The organism is Paenibacillus sp. FW104-T2, from assembly GCF_058789975.1.
The window spans coordinates 47,226-65,144 of sequence record NZ_JBYTCE010000003.1 but is presented as its reverse complement, the minus strand read 5'-3'; the positions used below and the strand labels follow the sequence as shown (position 1 = coordinate 65,144).

The following is a 17,919-nucleotide window of genomic DNA, read 5'->3' as shown; positions in this document are numbered from 1 at the left end:
CATCTACATATTCTTCATTGCGTCTGAGAAACCGCGTCACAGCGCCGTTTTGGGCAATTCCCCTTCCATAGTCTTCCTCTTCAGCTCCCCTGAAGGTGGTCTTCTGGCTATAATTTCGATATAATATTCGTTAAAAACTTATTACCTAAAGGAGAAGAGTAGTGAATGGACAGTGAGAGGTATGCGTTAAATTTAGTATTGGTTGCGATTTTGATAGGATTTTCAGCATTTTTCGTTGCGGTGGAATTCGCCCTGGTACGAATTCGTCCAAGCCGGATTGATCAAATGATTGCAGAAGGAAACAAGCGTGCTCTGGCTGTCAAACAGGCTGTCGCCAACCTGGATGGGTATCTGTCCGCATGTCAGCTCGGGATTACCATTACATCCCTCGGTCTTGGATGGCTTGGTGAACCTACGGTAGAGAAGATTCTCCACCCTGTGTTTGAAAGTTTAAGTATGCCTGAGGCGCTCTCATCATTCTTATCGTTTGTTATTGCCTTTGTTGCCATTACATACTTGCATGTTGTGGTTGGTGAACTAGCTCCCAAAACGATTGCAATCCGCAAAGCTGAAACGGTTGCTCTGCTGACGTCTACACCTATCATCTGGTTTAACCGAATTATGTATCCTTTTATCTGGCTGTTGAACGGCTCGGCGAATCAACTGGTCAAATTGTTTGGAATCAAGCCTGCGTCCGAGCATGAAGAGGCGCACTCAGAAGAAGAACTGCAAATTATCATTAATGAAAGCTTCGAAAGCGGTAAAATTAATCAGGCGGAGTTCGGTTATGTCAGCCGGATCTTTGCTTTTGATGAGATGCTCGCCAAAGAAATCATGGTACCCCGGACCGATATGGTCTGCCTTTATGTCAATAAAACAAATGAAGAAAACCTGGAAATTATCCGGGAAGAGCAGTACACCCGGTTCCCGGTTGTGAATGAGAGCAAGGACGATATCATTGGCATCATCAATACCAAACAGTTCTTCCTTGAGCTCTATGGAAACGACGAACCTGTCGATCTGTCTTCCCTGATCCAGCCCGTATCTGCTGTTCACGAAACGACTCCGGTGAAGGATCTGCTCAAGAAAATGCAGAAGGATGGCGTGCACATCGCTGTGCTGGTTGATGAATACGGCGGCACATCAGGGATCGTAACGATTGAAGATGTGCTTGAACAGATTGTCGGCGAAATTCGGGACGAATTCGATGCGGACGAAGTGGAAGATATCCAGATCATCAATGAGAACTATGTCATTATGGATGGGAAGGTATCCCTGTCGAAGGTGAATGACATGTTTATGTCGAACCTCGATGCCGATGAGTGGGATACCATTGGCGGATGGCTCTACAGCCATCGCCCGGAAATGAACGAGCAGGATGAGTATGAGTTTGAAAACCTGACGTTTGTTCTTCTGGAAAAGGATAAAAACCGATTCTATAAGGTGGCTGTTGTACCTAAAGAGCCGCTCGTCATGTCTGAATATTCAGATGATGAAACCGAAAAGAGTTATTAATCGTCACAGTTAAACACCTGTGGTTATAATAGAAATAATAAGAAGAGCACTTGCCAACATTGGTAAGTGCTCTTCTTATTATTTCCCGTTCAATATGTCACTTCCCCATGTTATCACTCAACGTTTAATATCCACTTCGCAATATCATCGATAATGGCTTTGGAGACATTAGATGGCTCAGTGTACTCTTGACCAACCGAAAGTCCATCATAGCTGGATAACAGATGATTTACCTTTGGATAGCTATTGTACGTTACATTGGAATGACCTTGAAGAGCCGTTTTCCAATTTTGGAATTGATCCATAGACACCTGCACATCATTTTCACCTTGTAGAATAAGCATGGGGATATTTTGTGTTTTAGCCAGTTCCGCAGGCACATAATCTCTCTGCTCAAACCACCAATAAGCAGGTTGAAGTGGGAACGCCTCAGGAAGATGATCTACAGAATATTGAGGATCTTTAACGATCGCAGCAACATTTTTATAAAAATCAGCTTGTTCCTTAATGATCTTCGTGTCTAAACCAAGCTGCTTCATCCGGTCTACCAATTCGTCCTGCTGCTCGGTAAGCACATCCACAAAGCTGCTACTTGGTGCTGCAAGTAGGATGCTTCCTGCAATATCATGTTGTTTATCCTCAGCAATGATTAACGGCATTGCAAACCCGCCTTGGCTATGTCCAGCTACAAAAATCGCTGTAGAATCAATATGTGCATTCTTTTGAAGTAATTCTACTGCATCGGTTACCTGATCTACGCTTTCTTGTTTTAATGTGAATTTTGGCTGTGAAGCGACCTTATAGGTATGCTCATATGTGACTTTATCGTATCTTAATACAGCAACTCCCTGTGAAGCTAAACCTACCGCAAGATCGCGAAATGGCTTTGCCCCACCAATGGCAGCATCTTGATTGCTAGCCCCTGAACCGTGTACCAGAATGACAACCGGGAAAGGTCCCTCTCCCTTGGGCAAGGTTAATGTCCCTGGTAAAGCTAGATCACCCTGACCAACCGTAATCTTTTGTTCTGTATACGCAGATGGATCGTCGTAGCTTGGTTTTTGATAAACATTTGGAGTAGCCGCGGCAACATACAAGTCATCCACCAGTCCGTCATGATTCATTCTGACCGTAATATTTACACTAGTAAGCTCTGTTTCAAAAGTATATGTGACATTGCGATGCACGGAGTTGTTCTCTACGTGTTTAGCTATGGCTTTACTTGTAATTTTGCCATTTTGTCCTTCTAATGCTGCCCATAGCTGACTCAATAACGCGGGTGACAACACTCCACTCACAGAGGTATGAACATACTTGGCTGCCTCCTTGCCATCCCCTTCACTTATAAGTGAAATGAATATATCCTCAGGTGCTGCCTTCAGTGCCTCGGTAAGAAATCCCCCATCCATAAAGGTAACCCCTTTCGTTAACTGAACAGGATGGTCTAAGGGAATGACTTGCCCATTCACCATCGCCTGTTTCTCCCCTACCTTAACTACAATCGTAAGCTCATTTTTTCGTATTGTAATTTGTCCTGTGTTTTCCTGCCAGGATACCTCTGCCCCATTCTTTACTGCAATCTCACGAACAGGAACTAGATTTTCATGATCAACGGGTTTCTCAGCAGCTGCTGAGATGGATGTTACCGGCAGGATAAGGCATACGAAAGTAAGAGAACATAATAGCTTTTTCCAATTGTGCATCGTAATAACTCCTCCTAATCATTTTAGGATATGCATAGATCTATGAGCATTTATTGGCTCAGAACTCTGCTTATAACAACAATAGCAATGATAAGTAACAACAGGACCCAAGATAGTGGACGAGCGAAATTAATCGTCCAGCCTATTCCATAACGTTTCTCTACAGTAAAAGAAGGATCACTCGCATTGAAGTAAATAAAACCAAGCTTCCAATATTCATCATCGTTCACAGGCTGCTCCTTAGAGCGTTCGCTATCCTCTTGATGATTACGAATTTTCCCGCCGCCTTGTCTGCCTGTGAGAGACAGCAATATAGCGCCTAATAAGATTCCCACTGAGGTGATCAGACTAATCGCTGTTAACAAGACCTGATTAGGAACGAACATATTTATCTGAATGAAGGCAAATAAGATGGTAAGAAGCAACCCTGTAATGATCGTAAATAGGGACCACTTACGGCGGAATTGAATATTTTTAGCAGCAAATTGGGCAGGATCTCTCGTGGCAAGCTGTTGTTTGCTTGTTTTAATACTCCAGTTAACCAGCATCAGGAGTGCAATTACTCCTAGCTGTACCAGATTAATAGCCAATACTGAAAGGTAGGTTTTAGGCACACTTGATGTGACATTGCCCTGAAGATCGTATTTCATGGGAATAACGTTAGGTAGTGCATCATAATTCAGGATCGAAATGATCGCAACGGCTACAATAATAGCCAGATGAAATAGAAACCAATAGTTGGAATACGTGAGCTTATTTTGGCGGAAGGTGGTATCAATTTTAACCCGTTGAGGTGCTTCTGCAGGTGGAAGTGTTCCCTTTAACCTTTTCATCTTGAAATGAAAAAATAAATGTAGTGCCACCCAGTACACAACGAACATCATGGTGCAAACACCGGTAATTATTGCAGTAGACTCTTCATTGGCAGATCGGAGTAAAAATAGGCAGACAACTATAACCAACCCGTTTCCGATCAGACTTACTGCAGCAAACGTTTTACGTAACTTACGTAGAATGGGTGTATAATAATTATATTCACTTACCGTAACGCCAAAGCTAATGGTTTCCCTTGTTAGATAAGGTGTAAAGGATAGAAGTACGGCTAATGGAGCAAAGATTAAGATGACAGATAAGATACTAAATAATTGCATACATAACACACTCCCTTATTCGTTTAGTCCTTGTTGTGCCCCATCTTCACATCATCATAGATTTGATCTAATACCGCAGACAATTCCTCTTTGGTCATGCCTCGACATATCGCTTCGGCAATAATCGGTCTTAATTCACCTTGCTGCTTTTTCAAAAAATCATCCGTTAGACCAGGCATTCCATCAGGATTTACGACAACTCCCTTTTGTCTGTGAATTAGTATGTACCCATCTTGCTTGAGTAGTGTATATGCCTTATTGACCGTATGAAGGTTAACACCAATATCTGCTGCCAAATTCCGAACTGAAGGTAGCGCCTCACCTAGCTGCAGCTCACCACTAGCAATGCCTTCGATAATTTGATAAACCAGTTGAGAATAAATGGGAAGCTCGGACTGCATGTCAAGTTGAATAATCAAGGGTTCACCTTCTTCTTTGTCATCTGTTATATATCAAGTATAACAGATATAACATAAAGGGGCAATGCGCATGGAAATAAAGCCGCATATCAATTGCAGGGGCAGGCTTACCTAACCCTTCACCATTGATATGCGGCTTATCTTCATGAGCTTAGTCTTATGTCATTGATGAGCAAATATGAGTGGAGGCACATGACCGTGTTGTATTTTACATTCCATTCAAAGTTCAGTCTTATCTTCGACAATCCGATAATGGATTTTGCGAACTATAATTTTCAGGATCATATATAGCGGAATAATGATAATCATACCCAAAATGTTCCACAGGTCGGCACCCACGAGCAACAGAATAACCGTTGTCAGCGGATGAATATCCAGCTGCTTGCCATATACATAGGGAGATATCAGGTTATCTTGAATCTGCTGGGCAACGACAATAATGATCAGAGACCAGATCGCCATTGACGGAGATTCAATAAAGGCCACAATCACGACAGGTATCGCTGCCAATATTGCACCCACATAAGGAATAAAGTTCAATATGATGGAAGCAGCCGTCAGTAATAACGCATATGGTAAACCAAGGATAAGAAAACCAATGTACATCAGGATCCCGAGTGCAACATTGACAATAACTCGCCCAACAATAAAATTGCTCAGCGCTTCATCTATTTCGTGAACGGTCTCTTCTCCATCCTTCCGATAACGTCTCGGCAAAAGCAAGGTGAGATTGGTGCCAAACTTGCTGCCTTCCTTAAGCATGTAATACAGCATAATTGGAAAGGTGGCCAAAATAATGACCAGATTGGATACAACCGAGAACAGGCCTGAGAGATAATCACTAACCTGTGTAATTCCCTGTGTCAGGAATTCGGAAAATCTTGAAACAAGATCCGAGTCCTCCGGCAAGTATTTGGACAGGAATCCGCTTTTTTCCATTTCGTTTAGTTGTGCACTAAGTGAGGCTATCAGAGCTGGCGTATTTTCAATAAAGTTCCACAGCTGCTCACGAAGTGACGGCCATATAAGCACGCTAAACCCGGCTATCAGCAGGGCAATCACAACATAAATAATCAGAACGGATAGAGCCCTTTTCAACCGATGTCGTTCCATGAAATCAACGAGCGGCCGAAGCAAATAATAGAAAAAGCCCGCGATTAACAGCGGAATAATAATGATATGTATTAGTGATGTTAACGGGCTGAAAATAAAATTCACCTTATCTCCCAAATACACAATGAGCAGCAGCAAAATAATGGCTGTGCAAATTCGGTAGAACTTGTTGTTTATCAAGAAATTGATCCCTCCATACACTGCTCTGCCAGCACTGGCTATAATCTGGTGCACCTTCTTTAGTCACCTGATTATATGTACCCTTTAATGCAAGTATTGCCACATTGCATGTCAGTTAACGTGAAGGGCCTTTCTCTTGCCGATGAAAAATGAGCAAAAAAAAGAAGCAGGCGGTTAGCCTGCCACATCTCTTTTGCTGAATACAACCCACGAAACAACCATAAAAATCACATAGTACACGGCGAGTACGGCAACCGAGAAGCCAAGGGTCATTCCCGCGTTCCCCCCGCCGAACAATCCGAGGTCCATTCCCGAATTCATATACCGGCTGAGATCCATGTTATTAAATAGTACATATTTGGCCCAGTCATAGCGAGCCGGATTGAAGATCAAGGCAAAGATACTCTGGGTAAACATAATAAATAGTGACAGGCCAATGGCCAGTGCTCCCGAACGAAACACGGAGGAGACCATAAAGGCAATGGCCAGCGTAATAAACAGATCAACATACAGGTATGCCCATAACGTAAAGGCATACGATGCCGAGGTTACGCCTCCAGCTGCACTTCCATCATGGGAGAATAGAACATAGGACATTCCCGTTGCGAGCAAGAGAATGAGCACTGTACTGAGCAGACTGAATCCCAGAACCGTAATGTATTTTGAAGCCAGGATTTTGCTACGTGACCACGGACGAATAAGCAGCAGTTTAATTGTGCCCCATGTGAATTCACCAGCTACCGCTTCAGCCGCAATGACCACACAGAAGATGGTATTCAGGAAGAATACAATCTGAACCGTCGTTATTGCCGCTTCCCAGAAGTAAACGTCACCACCTCCCATGCCTTCTCTCAGCAGCACCGGAAGCAGCAGTGAAATTAATGCTAGGAACGAAAGCATAATCCAGGTACGGGGACGCCGGAAGATTTTCATATTTTCATTCAACAACAGATTTCCAAAGTTAGGCAATACCTCCGCCCCCAGTCACTTGTAAAAATTGATCTTCGAGTGTATGTGTTACGTTGCGGATACCGTATACCTGTATACCTTCGCTTACCAGTCTGGCATTGAAATCCGGAATCTGGTCACGCGATAGACGCACCACAAGCATGTTACCTTGAACAGTCGCATCCTGAATAAGTTCTGAAGCACGCTGTGTATCATTCACCTCAAAGGCCACTTCCGCGAGTGCATCCGCTCCAGCTTCAGCTTTGAGGTTTCTCACGTCAATCAACTTACCATTCTGGATAATGGCGACCGTATCACACATGAGTTCCATCTCTGACAACAGGTGACTGGACACAAAGACCGTAATGCCTTCTTCTCGGGTGAGCTGACGAAGATAATCCCGTAGTTCCCGAATCCCTTGCGGATCAAGGCCGTTGGTTGGCTCATCCAGCACAAGCAGCTTCGGCTTATGTAATATGGCCTGAGCGACACCAAGACGCTGACGCATGCCCAGAGAATAGGTTTTCACCTTATCATGAATACGGGCGGTAAGCCCCACACGCTCAATGGTTTCCGCAATGCGTTCCTTGGTAATCCCTGGCGACATACGGGCAAAATGGACGAGGTTCTGATATCCGGTGAGAAATTTGTACATTTCCGGATTCTCTACAATGGCACCTACCTGGGCCACCGCCTGCTCGAATTCATTTTTGATACTATGTCCCGAGATGAAAATATCTCCCTTACTGATGGACATAAGTCCAACCATCATCCGGATCGTTGTTGTTTTCCCGGCACCATTAGGCCCTAAAAAACCAAAAACCTGCCCCGGAGAAATATCCAGAGTCAGGTCGCTGACCAACGATCGGGAAGATATGATTTTACTGACGCCCTGAAGTCGGACGACCGGCTCCTGCTGCATGCAATTCCCTCCCTCATCGACAGGCTAATGACTCATGCCCGCCTCTCATATGAACATAGTGTATCATAATCTTTGGTATAATGTCCCGTAAACTGGGTGTTCTCCTTACGCTTCATATGGATCTGACACGCTCCACAGCATCCAAGCGGCATCTCACTCCGGTAAAATCCGGTGCGAAATACGTGATTGCCTCCATAGCCCTCTTCCTTTAATTCGACAGAGCCTCTACCAACCGACACAATCATCCCACAACTGACACAGTAAAAGCGGCTCGTTTCGATCACAGAAATTCCTTCCCCTCAACAAGGAGCAATGTAGTCCCTGTTATTTGTCGTTAGAAGCTGAATTTTGATACATTTTGTATCTATCTCGTAATTTACTTGACCCCGGGACGGTTGTCAAGCCCTTTACGGCTTTAAAATAGAGTGAAACACAAAAAAAGCTCTATAAATGCGACAAAAGTCTCGCATTTATAGAGCTTAAAATAGGAACAATGATACAATATGATGCAAAGTATGGGTGTATATTAAACTACCATCCCACATCATGGGAATCACTCGCTGCTCTTACTTGAATGCTGTTCCTCGCCCTTGCCAGGGTAATACCAGAGCAGTGTCCACTCCTGTCCATCCTGCACGACGTAACAGGTCTGTACAATGTCTAATTGCCCAAAAGTACTTCTGTACTTCATGGTTATTCCGACCTTGTATGCCTCGGGAAATGGCTTTACGCCATCCATAACCGTTACATCAAATTCCCGCTCGGGCTTTTCCATCTCAAACTCAAAGGTTTCCACGCCAAAATGCTGCATGAAGATATGAGCCCTGGACTGTAAATAAGCACTTTTGGAGAAACGCTCTTTCATCAATGGGTGAAACAGTTCCCATGAGCTGCCGAAATCGCCCGCCTGCTCGTACTTGTAAAACTCTTCAACCACCGAAGCAGCGTCGTCCGGCGCATCTGCACGAAAGAGATATGGGATCGTTCTGCCTATTAACCATAGCAGCAACAGCACAAGTGCGATGAATCCGATCTTTTTGAACAAGGCATTTCGATTGCGTCTGCGCAGCATGTTCGTCCCTCCTGTCCTACTCCATTCTTATGATGAATAGCAGGAAAGTAGAAGCTGGAGGAACAAGAGCATTTCCTGGGAAATCCCTTTGTTTAAGATCATCCTCAAGAACTCGAATATCGGCGAGGCCTTAATTTACGGATCACTGCCTTCATCATTACATATAATGCAATCCCGCAGCTGCCGCCGATCAGATCCACGCCGATATCACGTATCGAACTTGTTCGATTGGGGCTGAACTGCTGTATATATTCATCGATCGAGGCTATTATAGCCACCACAACCAGCGAAGCAGCGATGGAGGTCACCATTCGCATTTTCCTGTATCGCAGTCCACCGTAGACAAGTACTGCGAGCACAGCATAGACAAACAAGTGTGCACTCTTGCGAAAGATAAACTCGGCAAAATCATACGGTCTCTGTCTCAATGAATAGTCATTCTCTCCGTAAGTGAAGTGTACATCAGGCAAGGCAAATCCGATTTTGACGTTTTCGGACAATTGATGCAGCCAAGGCTGAATGGTCTGCTGTTGATAAGATTGCTTGGACATGGACCAAATCACCAAAATCCAAACTGCAACCAGCAACAAGGACAAGATAAAACCGTATAATCTCCGTTTGCGTCCGTGTCTCCTTTTTCTGGAGCCCTCCTCCATCCGTATTGTCATCACCACTTTCGTTGCCCAATCCAAAACCTTTTATTTCTGCAAATTCTCCTGAATTATTCCATGAATGCGATCCCGTTCCTGTTGTTCCACAATGTAATAGTAAATACCATTGATTTTTTCGCCCTTGCCCTTGATTTCCACTGTATCAATATGTTCAAGATCACTGCGGTAATCCAGAATAAGTTCCTTCATTTCATCAAACGTCAGATCCGTCCTGACGTGTGTCCCGAGCTCATCCAGCATATTTTGAAGATTGAGTACACTGGAGAACTGCATTGTATTTTTCATCATTTGCTTCAATACTTCACGTTGTCTTCCATTACGACCTAAGTCTCCTTGGGGATCATCATACCGCATTCTTGAAAAACCAAGCGCAGCCACACCATCCAGATGAATATTTCCCTGTTCATAACGTCGGCCGTCGTAATCGAATGCAAACGGATTATTTACGTCCACACCGCCGACCAAATCAATGATTTTCGCAAAGCCTTCCATGTCCACCTTCATGTAATAGTGAATAGGGGCATCCAGAAACTGTTCCACGGTTTTCACCGACATGTCTACACCGCCGAAGGCATAAGCATGATTGATTTTGTCTTCTGTGTTGTGGCCTACAATCTCGGTTCGTGTATCCCTCGGAATATTAAACATAAGCACTTGTTTTTTGCTAGGATTCACACTTAATACGATCATAGTATCCGAGCGCCCTGGATCGTTCGGGCGTTCATCCACCCCGAGAATAAGAGCATTGAAGGGCTCTTTACTATTAATATCAACAGGCAGCCCGCCTCTACTGTCCGAGATGGACACGGGCTGAGCAGGATCACGCGGCTCATAGATCTGATCAGCCGTAGATTTGACGGATTGATATAGATACGTCGCATACCCAAACACTGCAATGACGAAAATGGAAACCACCCAGATCGAAATTTTCATCCACTTTTTCATGGTATTTCCTCACTCACGTTATGATGATCTTCCGTTTAGATGATTGCTGCCGCTTTGCCTTCAGCGTGGTTAAGCCCAGGACGACCTATAGAATAATACTGGAATCCGGAGGCTTTAATCTGTTCCTTGTTGTACACGTTACGTCCGTCAATCATGATCGCTTCATTCATCATGCTTGCAAGCTCCTTCAGATTCATTTGGGAGAACTCCTTCCACTCGGTCAGCACGCAAAGGGCATCGGCTCCTTTAGCTGCATGAAGGGGGTTTTCTTCCCAAACAATCGAGGCGGCATCAACTTCTCTGCGGAAGTTAGTTGTGGCAATCGGATCATACGCCTTAACAATAGCCCCGGCCTCCATCAAATACCTAATAATATCAATAGCTGGTGCGTCCCTGACATCATCTGTATCAGGCTTAAAAGCAAGACCCCAGATAGCAATGGTTCTACCACTAAGGGTTCCAAAAATTTCCTCAAGCTTGCGAATCACATTGAAACGTTGATCCTGATTCACCTGAACTACGGATTTCAATAATCTGAAATCATAATCCACTTGGCCTGCAATCTGAATCAGTGCCTGTGTATCTTTCGGGAAACAGGAACCACCATAGCCAATGCCAGCTTTCAGGAATGAGGAACCAATCCGTTTATCATACCCCATGCCTTCCGCTACACGTGTAACATCTGCGCCAACCTTCTCACATATATTCGAGATTTCGTTAATAAATGATATTTTCGTTGCGAGGAATGCATTGGACGCGTACTTAATCATCTCTGCCGACCGAATGTCCGTAATGATCAAGTTTTCGGTTAATGGGCGGTGAAGTTTCTTGAGCGCTTGAATCGCTCGTTCACTGTCCGTACCAATCACGATACGATCCGGGTTCAGTGTATCCTTAACAGCCGAACCTTCCCGTAAAAATTCAGGTACCGAAGCCACATCAAATGGTTGAGTGGAGATACTCTGGATGAGCTCTCTTACGCGATCATTAGTGCCCACAGGCACTGTGCTCTTGGTCACAACAATTTTATAGCTCTCCAGATGGGTACCAATCTCGATTGCCACCTGCTCAACAAATCCCAGATTGGCCTCGCCGTTTGGCAAAGAGGGGGTTCCGACTGCGATAAAAATAATATCGGATTCACGAATAGCCTCTGCGATATCGGACGTGAAGGATAATTTGCCTGCCCGTTTGTTGGCAACCATGAGTTCCTGGAGTCCAGGCTCGTAAATGGGTACTTCCCCTGCGTTCAGCATTTCAACCTTGTCCTGATTGTTATCTACACAGATGACCCGATTGCCGAGTTCAGAAAAGCAAACTCCCGATACAAGACCTACATACCCTGTTCCAATTACCGCAATATTCATCTTGTTTTCCCCCAGTTCACACAATTTTGGATGATGTCCGCCCATTCCATTTCAATTCTTACAATATCCTCTTCGATCAACTCGCTACCCATCTGAACTTCAATAATTTCAAGTTCCGTGATAGCTCTTACACTATGTTTTCCGCCAGACGGAATTGAAATGGTATCGCCCTGATTAATCCGTTTTATATCACCGTTGAGAATCAATTCACCTTGCCCGGAAACGACTGTCCACACTTCGTTTCGTTTCAGATGGTACTGGTAAGATAAATTTTTACCGGCCCCAATAATAATGCGTTTGGTGAGTACCTCTTCCCCCTGAGCATTCCGTGTATAATCAAGAACTTTATAACAGCCCCAGCGGCGTTCTTCATACATGGGACGTTCCGTACTATCTTTAAGAAGTTCTTTAATTTGTGGGCTAGACTCTTTCTCGCTGACCAAGATACCATCCGGGCTCGTAGCAACAATCACGTTTGAAACGCCCAGTACGCATACCGGGATATTCAACTCATTGACCAGATGTGTGTTTACTGAACTATCTGTAACGACTCCCTTGCCCACAATGTTAGTGCTCATCTCATCCGTCAGCGTATTCCACGTCCCCAAGTCTTTCCAGTATCCATCGTAAGGTGTAACGACAATCTGAGATGCTTTTTCCACGACTTGATAGTCGAAACTGATTTTCTCCAGTCTGCCATATTGCTTAAGCATCTCTTCATACTGGATGGGCAGCTCAAGCTTGATCAGCAGATTAATCAGATAATTCAGCTTGAACGCAAAAACCCCGCAATTCCAAAGGGCAGATTGCTCGATCATCTCTGCCGCTTCAGCCTCGCGAGGTTTTTCTTGAAAACGGGATACCTTGGCGTAATCTATAGGTTCATCCCTCGTTGCTAATCGTTGTTCTGGTACAATATAACCGTACTTTTCAGAAGGGTACGTAGGCTGTACGCCAATCAAAGCCAATTCAGCACCCGAAATTTCTAACACCTGTTCTAGCTCGGTAACCTTGTAAAAGAAAGATTCCTCCACATATGGGTCTACCGGAAGTATAGCTACCGTTTCATTCAGCCCTACCCCTTGCACCGAATAGAGATATACAGCCGTCAGAGCAATAGCCGGGAAGGTATCCCTGCGTTCTGGCTCAACAACCAGATCCACTTCTTCTCCCAGTTGACTGCGTAAAATTTCCACTTGAGGCTTACTCGTAGCAATCGTCGCCTGTTCACTCAACCCCGTTTGCTGCAGCTGCCGCCATACACGCTGTACCATTGATTCCGATTGCCCTTGAGGTCCTTCAAGCACCTTGAGGAACTGCTTCGAACGTGTATCATTGGATAAGGGCCATAACCTTTTGCCTGATCCTCCAGAAAGAAGCACGATTCGCAATATGATCACTCCACTCTATATTTTTCAAAAAACGGATGCTCCTTGAAATGGATGTGCAGGCTAAACAGACACGGTTGACTCCATGTAATTATGATCGATCGTTGGACTTTTCTTAGCAGAAGATAAATCTAATGTTGCTGTGTTGACCTGGTGGGTCCATATTCGATAATATCCGGAGTTTTTCCCGTATGAATTATCGATTAGAAGATTGGGCTTCGCCATCAAACAGGACAAGATATGTCCATGCAATCTCGAAGAATGAATCATCTCATATTCACTGAAACAACGAATTGCTTTGTTGACCAGATAATCACTGTAATTCATCCAGATCTTCTGAAGCAGCCGTCTGCCTCTTCCTTTCCGAAGTCCAAGCCCTAGCCAATACACCAGTTTGCGCTCGTAGCGATTATACAGAGTAGGCCAATCCAGAAAATCCCCTTGCTGATCTGCAGCCATATGAGAAGGTTCTGCTGCTTTTTCGATATCTGTTCTATAAAAATTCAATCGTTCTTTGCGCGGAGAGCTATTTCTCTCGATCGGCCACAATTGATGTGCCATATCTGGTATCAATGAAACGTGGCACCCTTTAAAGTTCTCCGTTGCGATCTGATAAGAGGGTTCATCTCGTACAAACAGATGAAGATCGGAATGTTGGCTGAATACTTCAGCCGTTTTTCGCAGAGCTGTTTCTTCCTTGAAGAAGATCGTTTGAGGAAGAATAATGATCCGATGCTCGGGATATTTTCGTATGATGTTTTCTCTGAGACGTTGGTGGGCTTCGTATAAATCACCAAAATTCCCACCACCATGAAGGACAATAATATGGTCTTTCGGGATTACCGTTTGTTCATTGAAATCGTGAACACTGTAACGTTCAGCAACTTTTATTCGATAGTCTTTGAAAAAGGCTTCCGTTCCTTTCATGATCAACAGATCGCCGCAATTGCTATGCACAGGATAATCAATATAGTAGATTTTGGACTCGGGAGGCATGATCTCCAAGATCTGCTCAAGCTTCTTCTTCAACTCATCCATGCGATGAGTCCTTTGCAAGTTTGGCATCTTTTCCGGCTCCTTTGAGTATATTTTTCTCTCTTAAGCGATCCCTCAGAAATGAAATATCTGCTCGGTCATAGAGCATTTTGCGAATCGGCATTTTAAAAATGACAGATATGGATATGAGCGACATCAGAATGCGTACAAATGAGCCCAGTAACAGGGCGAGGCCAATCCCAAACAGTCCGAACAACGGAGTTAACACAAAAAACAAGGTAATCGTCACACCAAGTGCAATAACCTGACGTAAAACAATTACGCCTGGTCGACCCAGTGCATTAAAAGCCGAAGCCAGAATCCATGATCCCCCGCCTACAATGCATTCAAGAGAAAGCAGATAAAAGGTGCTGCTTGCCTGGAGAAATTCAGGTCCAAATAGTAAGCCAATAAAAAAACGACCAATCAGCATACTGGGTATGATGATGATCGTCATAAGAACCATACTGATTCGAAAAGCTCTTCCTACGAGTGTCAGTACTTTCTCCTGTTCCATTCCTGCAACTTTGGGAAAGATCACATTCGTGATTGCCATCTGTACTACATTGAACATGCGGGACAGCGCATAAACCACAGAATATAATCCAAAATCCATCGGTGTTAAAAGCGCCAAAATAATAATTTTGTCGAATTGGTTATACAACGTGCCTAACAACTCTACTCCATACACTCGAATGCCGTAACTAAACAGGTGAATGCAGGTTTTGAATTGAGAGACTAATTGATTGATCGAACCGAAAATCTGTTGCCGCATCATGAACATGTAACCAAGCAGAACCAGAATATTGGCTGCAAAACTGATCATGATGGCTTTCTCCACAGTTAATAACCCTGCAGCCCATAATGCAACAAGTCCAAACAAATTAAAAAGAGGTGCAAGCAGTCGGGACAGATTATAAATATGGAACTTTTCCGTACCTTGAGCTGATGCCGCAAGCACTCCCATAAGTAATAGAACCGGGACCATGGAGACCGTATACCAGCGTGCAATGGTAACTACGGATTCAGAGTATCCTGAAAGCCATAAGGGAATACCAAACCAACTAATTATGCCAGCAATTAAACTAATGGGAAGCTGAACGGCAAAACTCATGCTGATGTATGTCGGCAATTGATCACTGTGTTTTTTAACATTGTAGATGAGTGAAGTTGGCAACCCGAGAGCTGCAAGTCCTGATATAAATGCAGGCCAGAACAGCACAGCGGCAAGCTCGCCTTTGCCCGTAGCCCCAAACATGCGGGCTGTCACAATGGACGTGAGTGTTGTAACACCCATAATAAGAATATTGGCAAAACTGGTCATAAGAATGTTTTGAATCATGCTGTAGTCACGTCTGTTTTTGGCAACGGCCATATTCATTAGGCGTTCAATCCTCTGCCATTACGGAAGGAACCGACAATTGTTCCGTTCCGGTATGATATTTTTGCCATTTCACTCATCACCTTTTGAACATTATTAAATGATATAACAATTAATAAGACTGCCTGAATAATTCTAGCTGCATGCTTAAAAATTCCCCACCCGCTTTTTTGATAACGGGTAGCATCGCTAATTCCTTGCCAGTAAACTCTTCTTAACAACCAACGTTTTGTAAGTCTACTTTTAGCAATTTTGTGCTCAACAACTGCGTATGGATTGTAAAATACTTTATACTCTAATCGAACCCGGCCAATAAGCTCACTTTCTTCGCTAGACATCAGATTACTTCCTACGCGCCCTAAATCTTCTCTGAAGGGCTGCATCTGCTCAAAAATGCTCATTCTGAAGGCAACATTTGCACCAAATGGAATAGCTGGCGCCTCCATTTCTACTATATCACCAGAGAAATCCATAAGTGTATATAAACTGATGATATCGTTCGGTATCCATTCGGGCTTGCCACCTTCCCAGATTGGTATGATTTTCCCACCCACACAGCCAATTTCTGAGTTCAAGTCGAATATGCGAATAATTTCTCTGATCCAAGAAGGACAGGCCAGTGCATCGTCATCTAAAAATAAAATAAACTCCCCTTTAGCTTCCTTGATAGATCTATTTCGCGCATAGGACAGACCCAATTGAGGTTCAAAAATATACCGAACATTTTCAGGAAAATGATGTGAGTAAAAAAGTTCCTTTGTGTTGTCTGACGAGTTATTATCTACTACCAAAATCTCATAATCTTTTGATTCTGCATCCCCATTCAAAACACTTTCCACGGCCTGCATGGTGTCAACAGCCCTATTATGTGTACAGATGGATATTGAAGCCCTCATAGTTCCCCTCCAAAAATACAATTTAATGAGGTTACGCCAACTTTTTCAGCAATTGACTACGATGTGACCATAGGCAATGATTGATAACCCAATTATGTCCATTATTTCCCATTTCTTCAGCCAACTTCTCGTTCACAACTAACTCCTCAATACGGTTGGCGATTTCGATATCATCCATTGGGTCAACCAAGTACCCTGTAACTTGATCCTTCACTGCATCAGGTATCCCTCCACTATTACCGGCAATGACGGGCAACTTATAATAATTGGCTTCAAGGAACACAATGCCAAAGCCTTCAACATCACCCTTCTCCTTAATATCACGGCTGGGCATAATGAATATATCCGAACATTCATATAATTGATGAAGTTCCTGATCGGTAATTCCACCAGTGAAAACAACTATGGTATCGAGACCGTATAGGCTAACCAAACGTTCTAATTCACCTCTGTAAGGACCATCACCACATATTAGATACTTAAGATTCGGAATATGCTTAATAACTTGGCGGATTGCTTTGAGAGTGACATCATGCCCTTTGCGCTCCACCAGACGAGAGACGGTAATCATCACTTTTTTACCATGCAGATCATACTTGTCTCGAACATCCTCCACGGATTCGACTGCACCACTTAACTTACTCACATTCAGACCTGGAGGGATGATCACGATCTGATGTTCATGTATTCCCAGTTCTATCAACCTGGATTTGGTATACTGACTATTCGCTATCACCTTGTCAGACCGTTTAAGAATCATCATTAAGAGTGGAAATAGCCTGCTGTTTACCATACCCATAACATCGAGACCGTGTACGTAGGGGAAATATTTCACTCCAAAGAATGCTTTCATGAATGGCCCGGCAATCCCTACCGGGAACACATTAACAAAGTGAATCTCACTCGTCTTTCTACGCCATTTCAGAATAATAAGCTGCAGAATTAAGATAACTTGAGATAGGATTAGCAGAACCTTGTTGGAGTTCCAGTAGATTCGCTTCCGAATGATCTCAAAGTCAGCTTTCCGGTCAAACTGATTCGATTCCACCGTATCTTTGATTTTATTGGTTAGAACCGTAACCTCTTCTGAAGGAATCTGAGAGATAAGCCCATAGGCATAATCATGAATTCCTCCTTTTTCTGGCGGAAAATCAATTGCGACAAAAACTTTAGTCATACGATTTATCTCCCTTGAAAGACCATATCGGTTCAA

Annotated in this window: 17 protein-coding genes; 2 read left to right on the top strand and 15 right to left on the bottom strand. The window is 43.8% G+C overall.

Annotation, left to right across the window (positions count from 1 at the left end; all coding sequences use genetic code 11):
* Positions 1 to 165 precede the first annotated feature (165 nt).
* Entirely contained in the window at positions 166 to 1,515 is a 1,350-nt protein-coding gene (locus tag AC3WQ3_RS05015) for a hemolysin family protein (RefSeq protein ID WP_336781112.1), read from the top strand.
* 113 nt (positions 1,516 to 1,628) lie between these two features.
* Here AC3WQ3_RS05015 and AC3WQ3_RS05010 read toward each other — a convergent pair whose 3' ends face one another.
* The 6 genes from AC3WQ3_RS05010 to AC3WQ3_RS04985 all read right to left on the bottom strand — a co-directional run bounded on the left by AC3WQ3_RS05010 (position 1,629) and on the right by AC3WQ3_RS04985 (position 7,951).
* A complete protein-coding gene (locus AC3WQ3_RS05010; RefSeq protein WP_492471606.1) occupies positions 1,629 to 3,218 on the bottom strand; it encodes an alpha/beta hydrolase family protein in 1,590 nt (529 codons plus the stop codon).
* Between the two features lie 50 nt (positions 3,219 to 3,268).
* Positions 3,269 to 4,369 (bottom strand): DUF1648 domain-containing protein, encoded by a 1,101-nt coding sequence (locus AC3WQ3_RS05005; RefSeq protein WP_492471605.1) that lies wholly within the window; start codon positions 4,367 to 4,369, stop codon positions 3,269 to 3,271.
* A gap of 23 nt (positions 4,370 to 4,392) precedes the next feature.
* Entirely contained in the window at positions 4,393 to 4,788 is a 396-nt protein-coding gene (locus tag AC3WQ3_RS05000) for a GntR family transcriptional regulator (protein WP_336781115.1), read from the bottom strand.
* A gap of 219 nt (positions 4,789 to 5,007) precedes the next feature.
* Positions 5,008 to 6,081, bottom strand: a complete 1,074-nt coding sequence (locus AC3WQ3_RS04995; RefSeq protein WP_336781116.1) for an AI-2E family transporter — start codon at positions 6,079 to 6,081, stop codon at positions 5,008 to 5,010.
* Between the two features lie 174 nt (positions 6,082 to 6,255).
* Positions 6,256 to 7,050 carry an ABC transporter permease gene (locus tag AC3WQ3_RS04990; RefSeq protein WP_095289004.1) on the bottom strand — a complete coding sequence of 265 codons (795 nt, stop codon included), beginning with the start codon at positions 7,048 to 7,050 and terminating at the stop codon, positions 6,256 to 6,258.
* Positions 7,043 to 7,951: an ABC transporter ATP-binding protein gene (locus AC3WQ3_RS04985; RefSeq protein ID WP_154892635.1), complete on the bottom strand. Its 909-nt coding sequence runs from the start codon at positions 7,949 to 7,951 to the stop codon at positions 7,043 to 7,045. The genes AC3WQ3_RS04990 and AC3WQ3_RS04985 overlap by 8 nt, the downstream gene beginning before the upstream one ends.
* Before the next feature lie 80 nt (positions 7,952 to 8,031).
* On the opposite strand from AC3WQ3_RS04985, the gene AC3WQ3_RS04980 reads away from it, so the two are divergent.
* Positions 8,032 to 8,163 (top strand): hypothetical protein, encoded by a 132-nt coding sequence (locus tag AC3WQ3_RS04980; RefSeq protein WP_255248006.1) that lies wholly within the window; start codon positions 8,032 to 8,034, stop codon positions 8,161 to 8,163.
* Between the two features lie 341 nt (positions 8,164 to 8,504).
* Here AC3WQ3_RS04980 and AC3WQ3_RS04975 read toward each other — a convergent pair whose 3' ends face one another.
* From AC3WQ3_RS04975 to AC3WQ3_RS04935, 9 genes are all read right to left on the bottom strand, one after another.
* Entirely contained in the window at positions 8,505 to 9,023 is a 519-nt protein-coding gene (locus AC3WQ3_RS04975; protein WP_492471604.1) for a hypothetical protein, read from the bottom strand.
* 104 nt (positions 9,024 to 9,127) lie between these two features.
* Positions 9,128 to 9,679, bottom strand: coding sequence for a VanZ family protein (locus AC3WQ3_RS04970; RefSeq protein ID WP_492471745.1), 552 nt, complete (start codon positions 9,677 to 9,679; stop codon positions 9,128 to 9,130).
* Between the two features lie 42 nt (positions 9,680 to 9,721).
* Positions 9,722 to 10,639, bottom strand: coding sequence for an LCP family glycopolymer transferase (locus AC3WQ3_RS04965; RefSeq protein WP_336781119.1), 918 nt, complete (start codon positions 10,637 to 10,639; stop codon positions 9,722 to 9,724).
* 35 nt (positions 10,640 to 10,674) lie between these two features.
* Complete coding sequence (locus tag AC3WQ3_RS04960) at positions 10,675 to 12,006, bottom strand: UDP-glucose dehydrogenase family protein (protein WP_336781120.1); 1,332 nt, start codon at positions 12,004 to 12,006, stop codon at positions 10,675 to 10,677.
* Positions 12,003 to 13,397 carry a sugar phosphate nucleotidyltransferase gene (locus AC3WQ3_RS04955; protein WP_492471603.1) on the bottom strand — a complete coding sequence of 465 codons (1,395 nt, stop codon included), beginning with the start codon at positions 13,395 to 13,397 and terminating at the stop codon, positions 12,003 to 12,005. Before AC3WQ3_RS04955 ends, AC3WQ3_RS04960 begins: the two co-directional genes overlap by 4 nt.
* A 60-nt stretch (positions 13,398 to 13,457) precedes the next feature.
* Complete coding sequence (locus AC3WQ3_RS04950) at positions 13,458 to 14,459, bottom strand: polysaccharide pyruvyl transferase family protein (RefSeq protein WP_336781122.1); 1,002 nt, start codon at positions 14,457 to 14,459, stop codon at positions 13,458 to 13,460.
* A complete protein-coding gene (locus AC3WQ3_RS04945) occupies positions 14,425 to 15,810 on the bottom strand; it encodes an oligosaccharide flippase family protein (protein WP_492471602.1) in 1,386 nt (461 codons plus the stop codon). Before AC3WQ3_RS04945 ends, AC3WQ3_RS04950 begins: the two co-directional genes overlap by 35 nt.
* Positions 15,810 to 16,706, bottom strand: a complete 897-nt coding sequence (locus tag AC3WQ3_RS04940) for a glycosyltransferase (RefSeq protein ID WP_492471601.1) — start codon at positions 16,704 to 16,706, stop codon at positions 15,810 to 15,812. Before AC3WQ3_RS04940 ends, AC3WQ3_RS04945 begins: the two co-directional genes overlap by 1 nt.
* Before the next feature lie 31 nt (positions 16,707 to 16,737).
* Positions 16,738 to 17,883 (bottom strand): glycosyltransferase family 4 protein, encoded by a 1,146-nt coding sequence (locus AC3WQ3_RS04935; RefSeq protein WP_492471599.1) that lies wholly within the window; start codon positions 17,881 to 17,883, stop codon positions 16,738 to 16,740.
* Between the last annotated feature and the right edge of the window lie 36 nt (positions 17,884 to 17,919).

Excerpts from the sequence above, each read along its gene's own strand:
- AC3WQ3_RS05015 (WP_336781112.1), top strand. The coding sequence starts at position 166 with ATGGACAGTGAGAGGTATGCGTTAAATTTAGTATTGGTTGCGATTTTG.
- AC3WQ3_RS05010 (WP_492471606.1), bottom strand. The coding sequence starts at position 3,218 with ATGCACAATTGGAAAAAGCTATTATGTTCTCTTACTTTCGTATGCCTT.
- AC3WQ3_RS05005 (WP_492471605.1), bottom strand. The coding sequence starts at position 4,369 with ATGCAATTATTTAGTATCTTATCTGTCATCTTAATCTTTGCTCCATTA.
- AC3WQ3_RS04985 (WP_154892635.1), bottom strand. The coding sequence starts at position 7,951 with ATGCAGCAGGAGCCGGTCGTCCGACTTCAGGGCGTCAGTAAAATCATA.
- AC3WQ3_RS04980 (WP_255248006.1), top strand. The coding sequence starts at position 8,032 with ATGTCCCGTAAACTGGGTGTTCTCCTTACGCTTCATATGGATCTGACA.
- AC3WQ3_RS04975 (WP_492471604.1), bottom strand. The coding sequence starts at position 9,023 with ATGCTGCGCAGACGCAATCGAAATGCCTTGTTCAAAAAGATCGGATTC.
- AC3WQ3_RS04970 (WP_492471745.1), bottom strand. The coding sequence starts at position 9,679 with ATGGAGGAGGGCTCCAGAAAAAGGAGACACGGACGCAAACGGAGATTA.
- AC3WQ3_RS04965 (WP_336781119.1), bottom strand. The coding sequence starts at position 10,639 with ATGAAAAAGTGGATGAAAATTTCGATCTGGGTGGTTTCCATTTTCGTC.
- AC3WQ3_RS04960 (WP_336781120.1), bottom strand. The coding sequence starts at position 12,006 with ATGAATATTGCGGTAATTGGAACAGGGTATGTAGGTCTTGTATCGGGA.
- AC3WQ3_RS04950 (WP_336781122.1), bottom strand. The coding sequence starts at position 14,459 with ATGCCAAACTTGCAAAGGACTCATCGCATGGATGAGTTGAAGAAGAAG.
- AC3WQ3_RS04945 (WP_492471602.1), bottom strand. The coding sequence starts at position 15,810 with ATGAATATGGCCGTTGCCAAAAACAGACGTGACTACAGCATGATTCAA.
- AC3WQ3_RS04940 (WP_492471601.1), bottom strand. The coding sequence starts at position 16,706 with ATGAGGGCTTCAATATCCATCTGTACACATAATAGGGCTGTTGACACC.
- AC3WQ3_RS04935 (WP_492471599.1), bottom strand. The coding sequence starts at position 17,883 with ATGACTAAAGTTTTTGTCGCAATTGATTTTCCGCCAGAAAAAGGAGGA.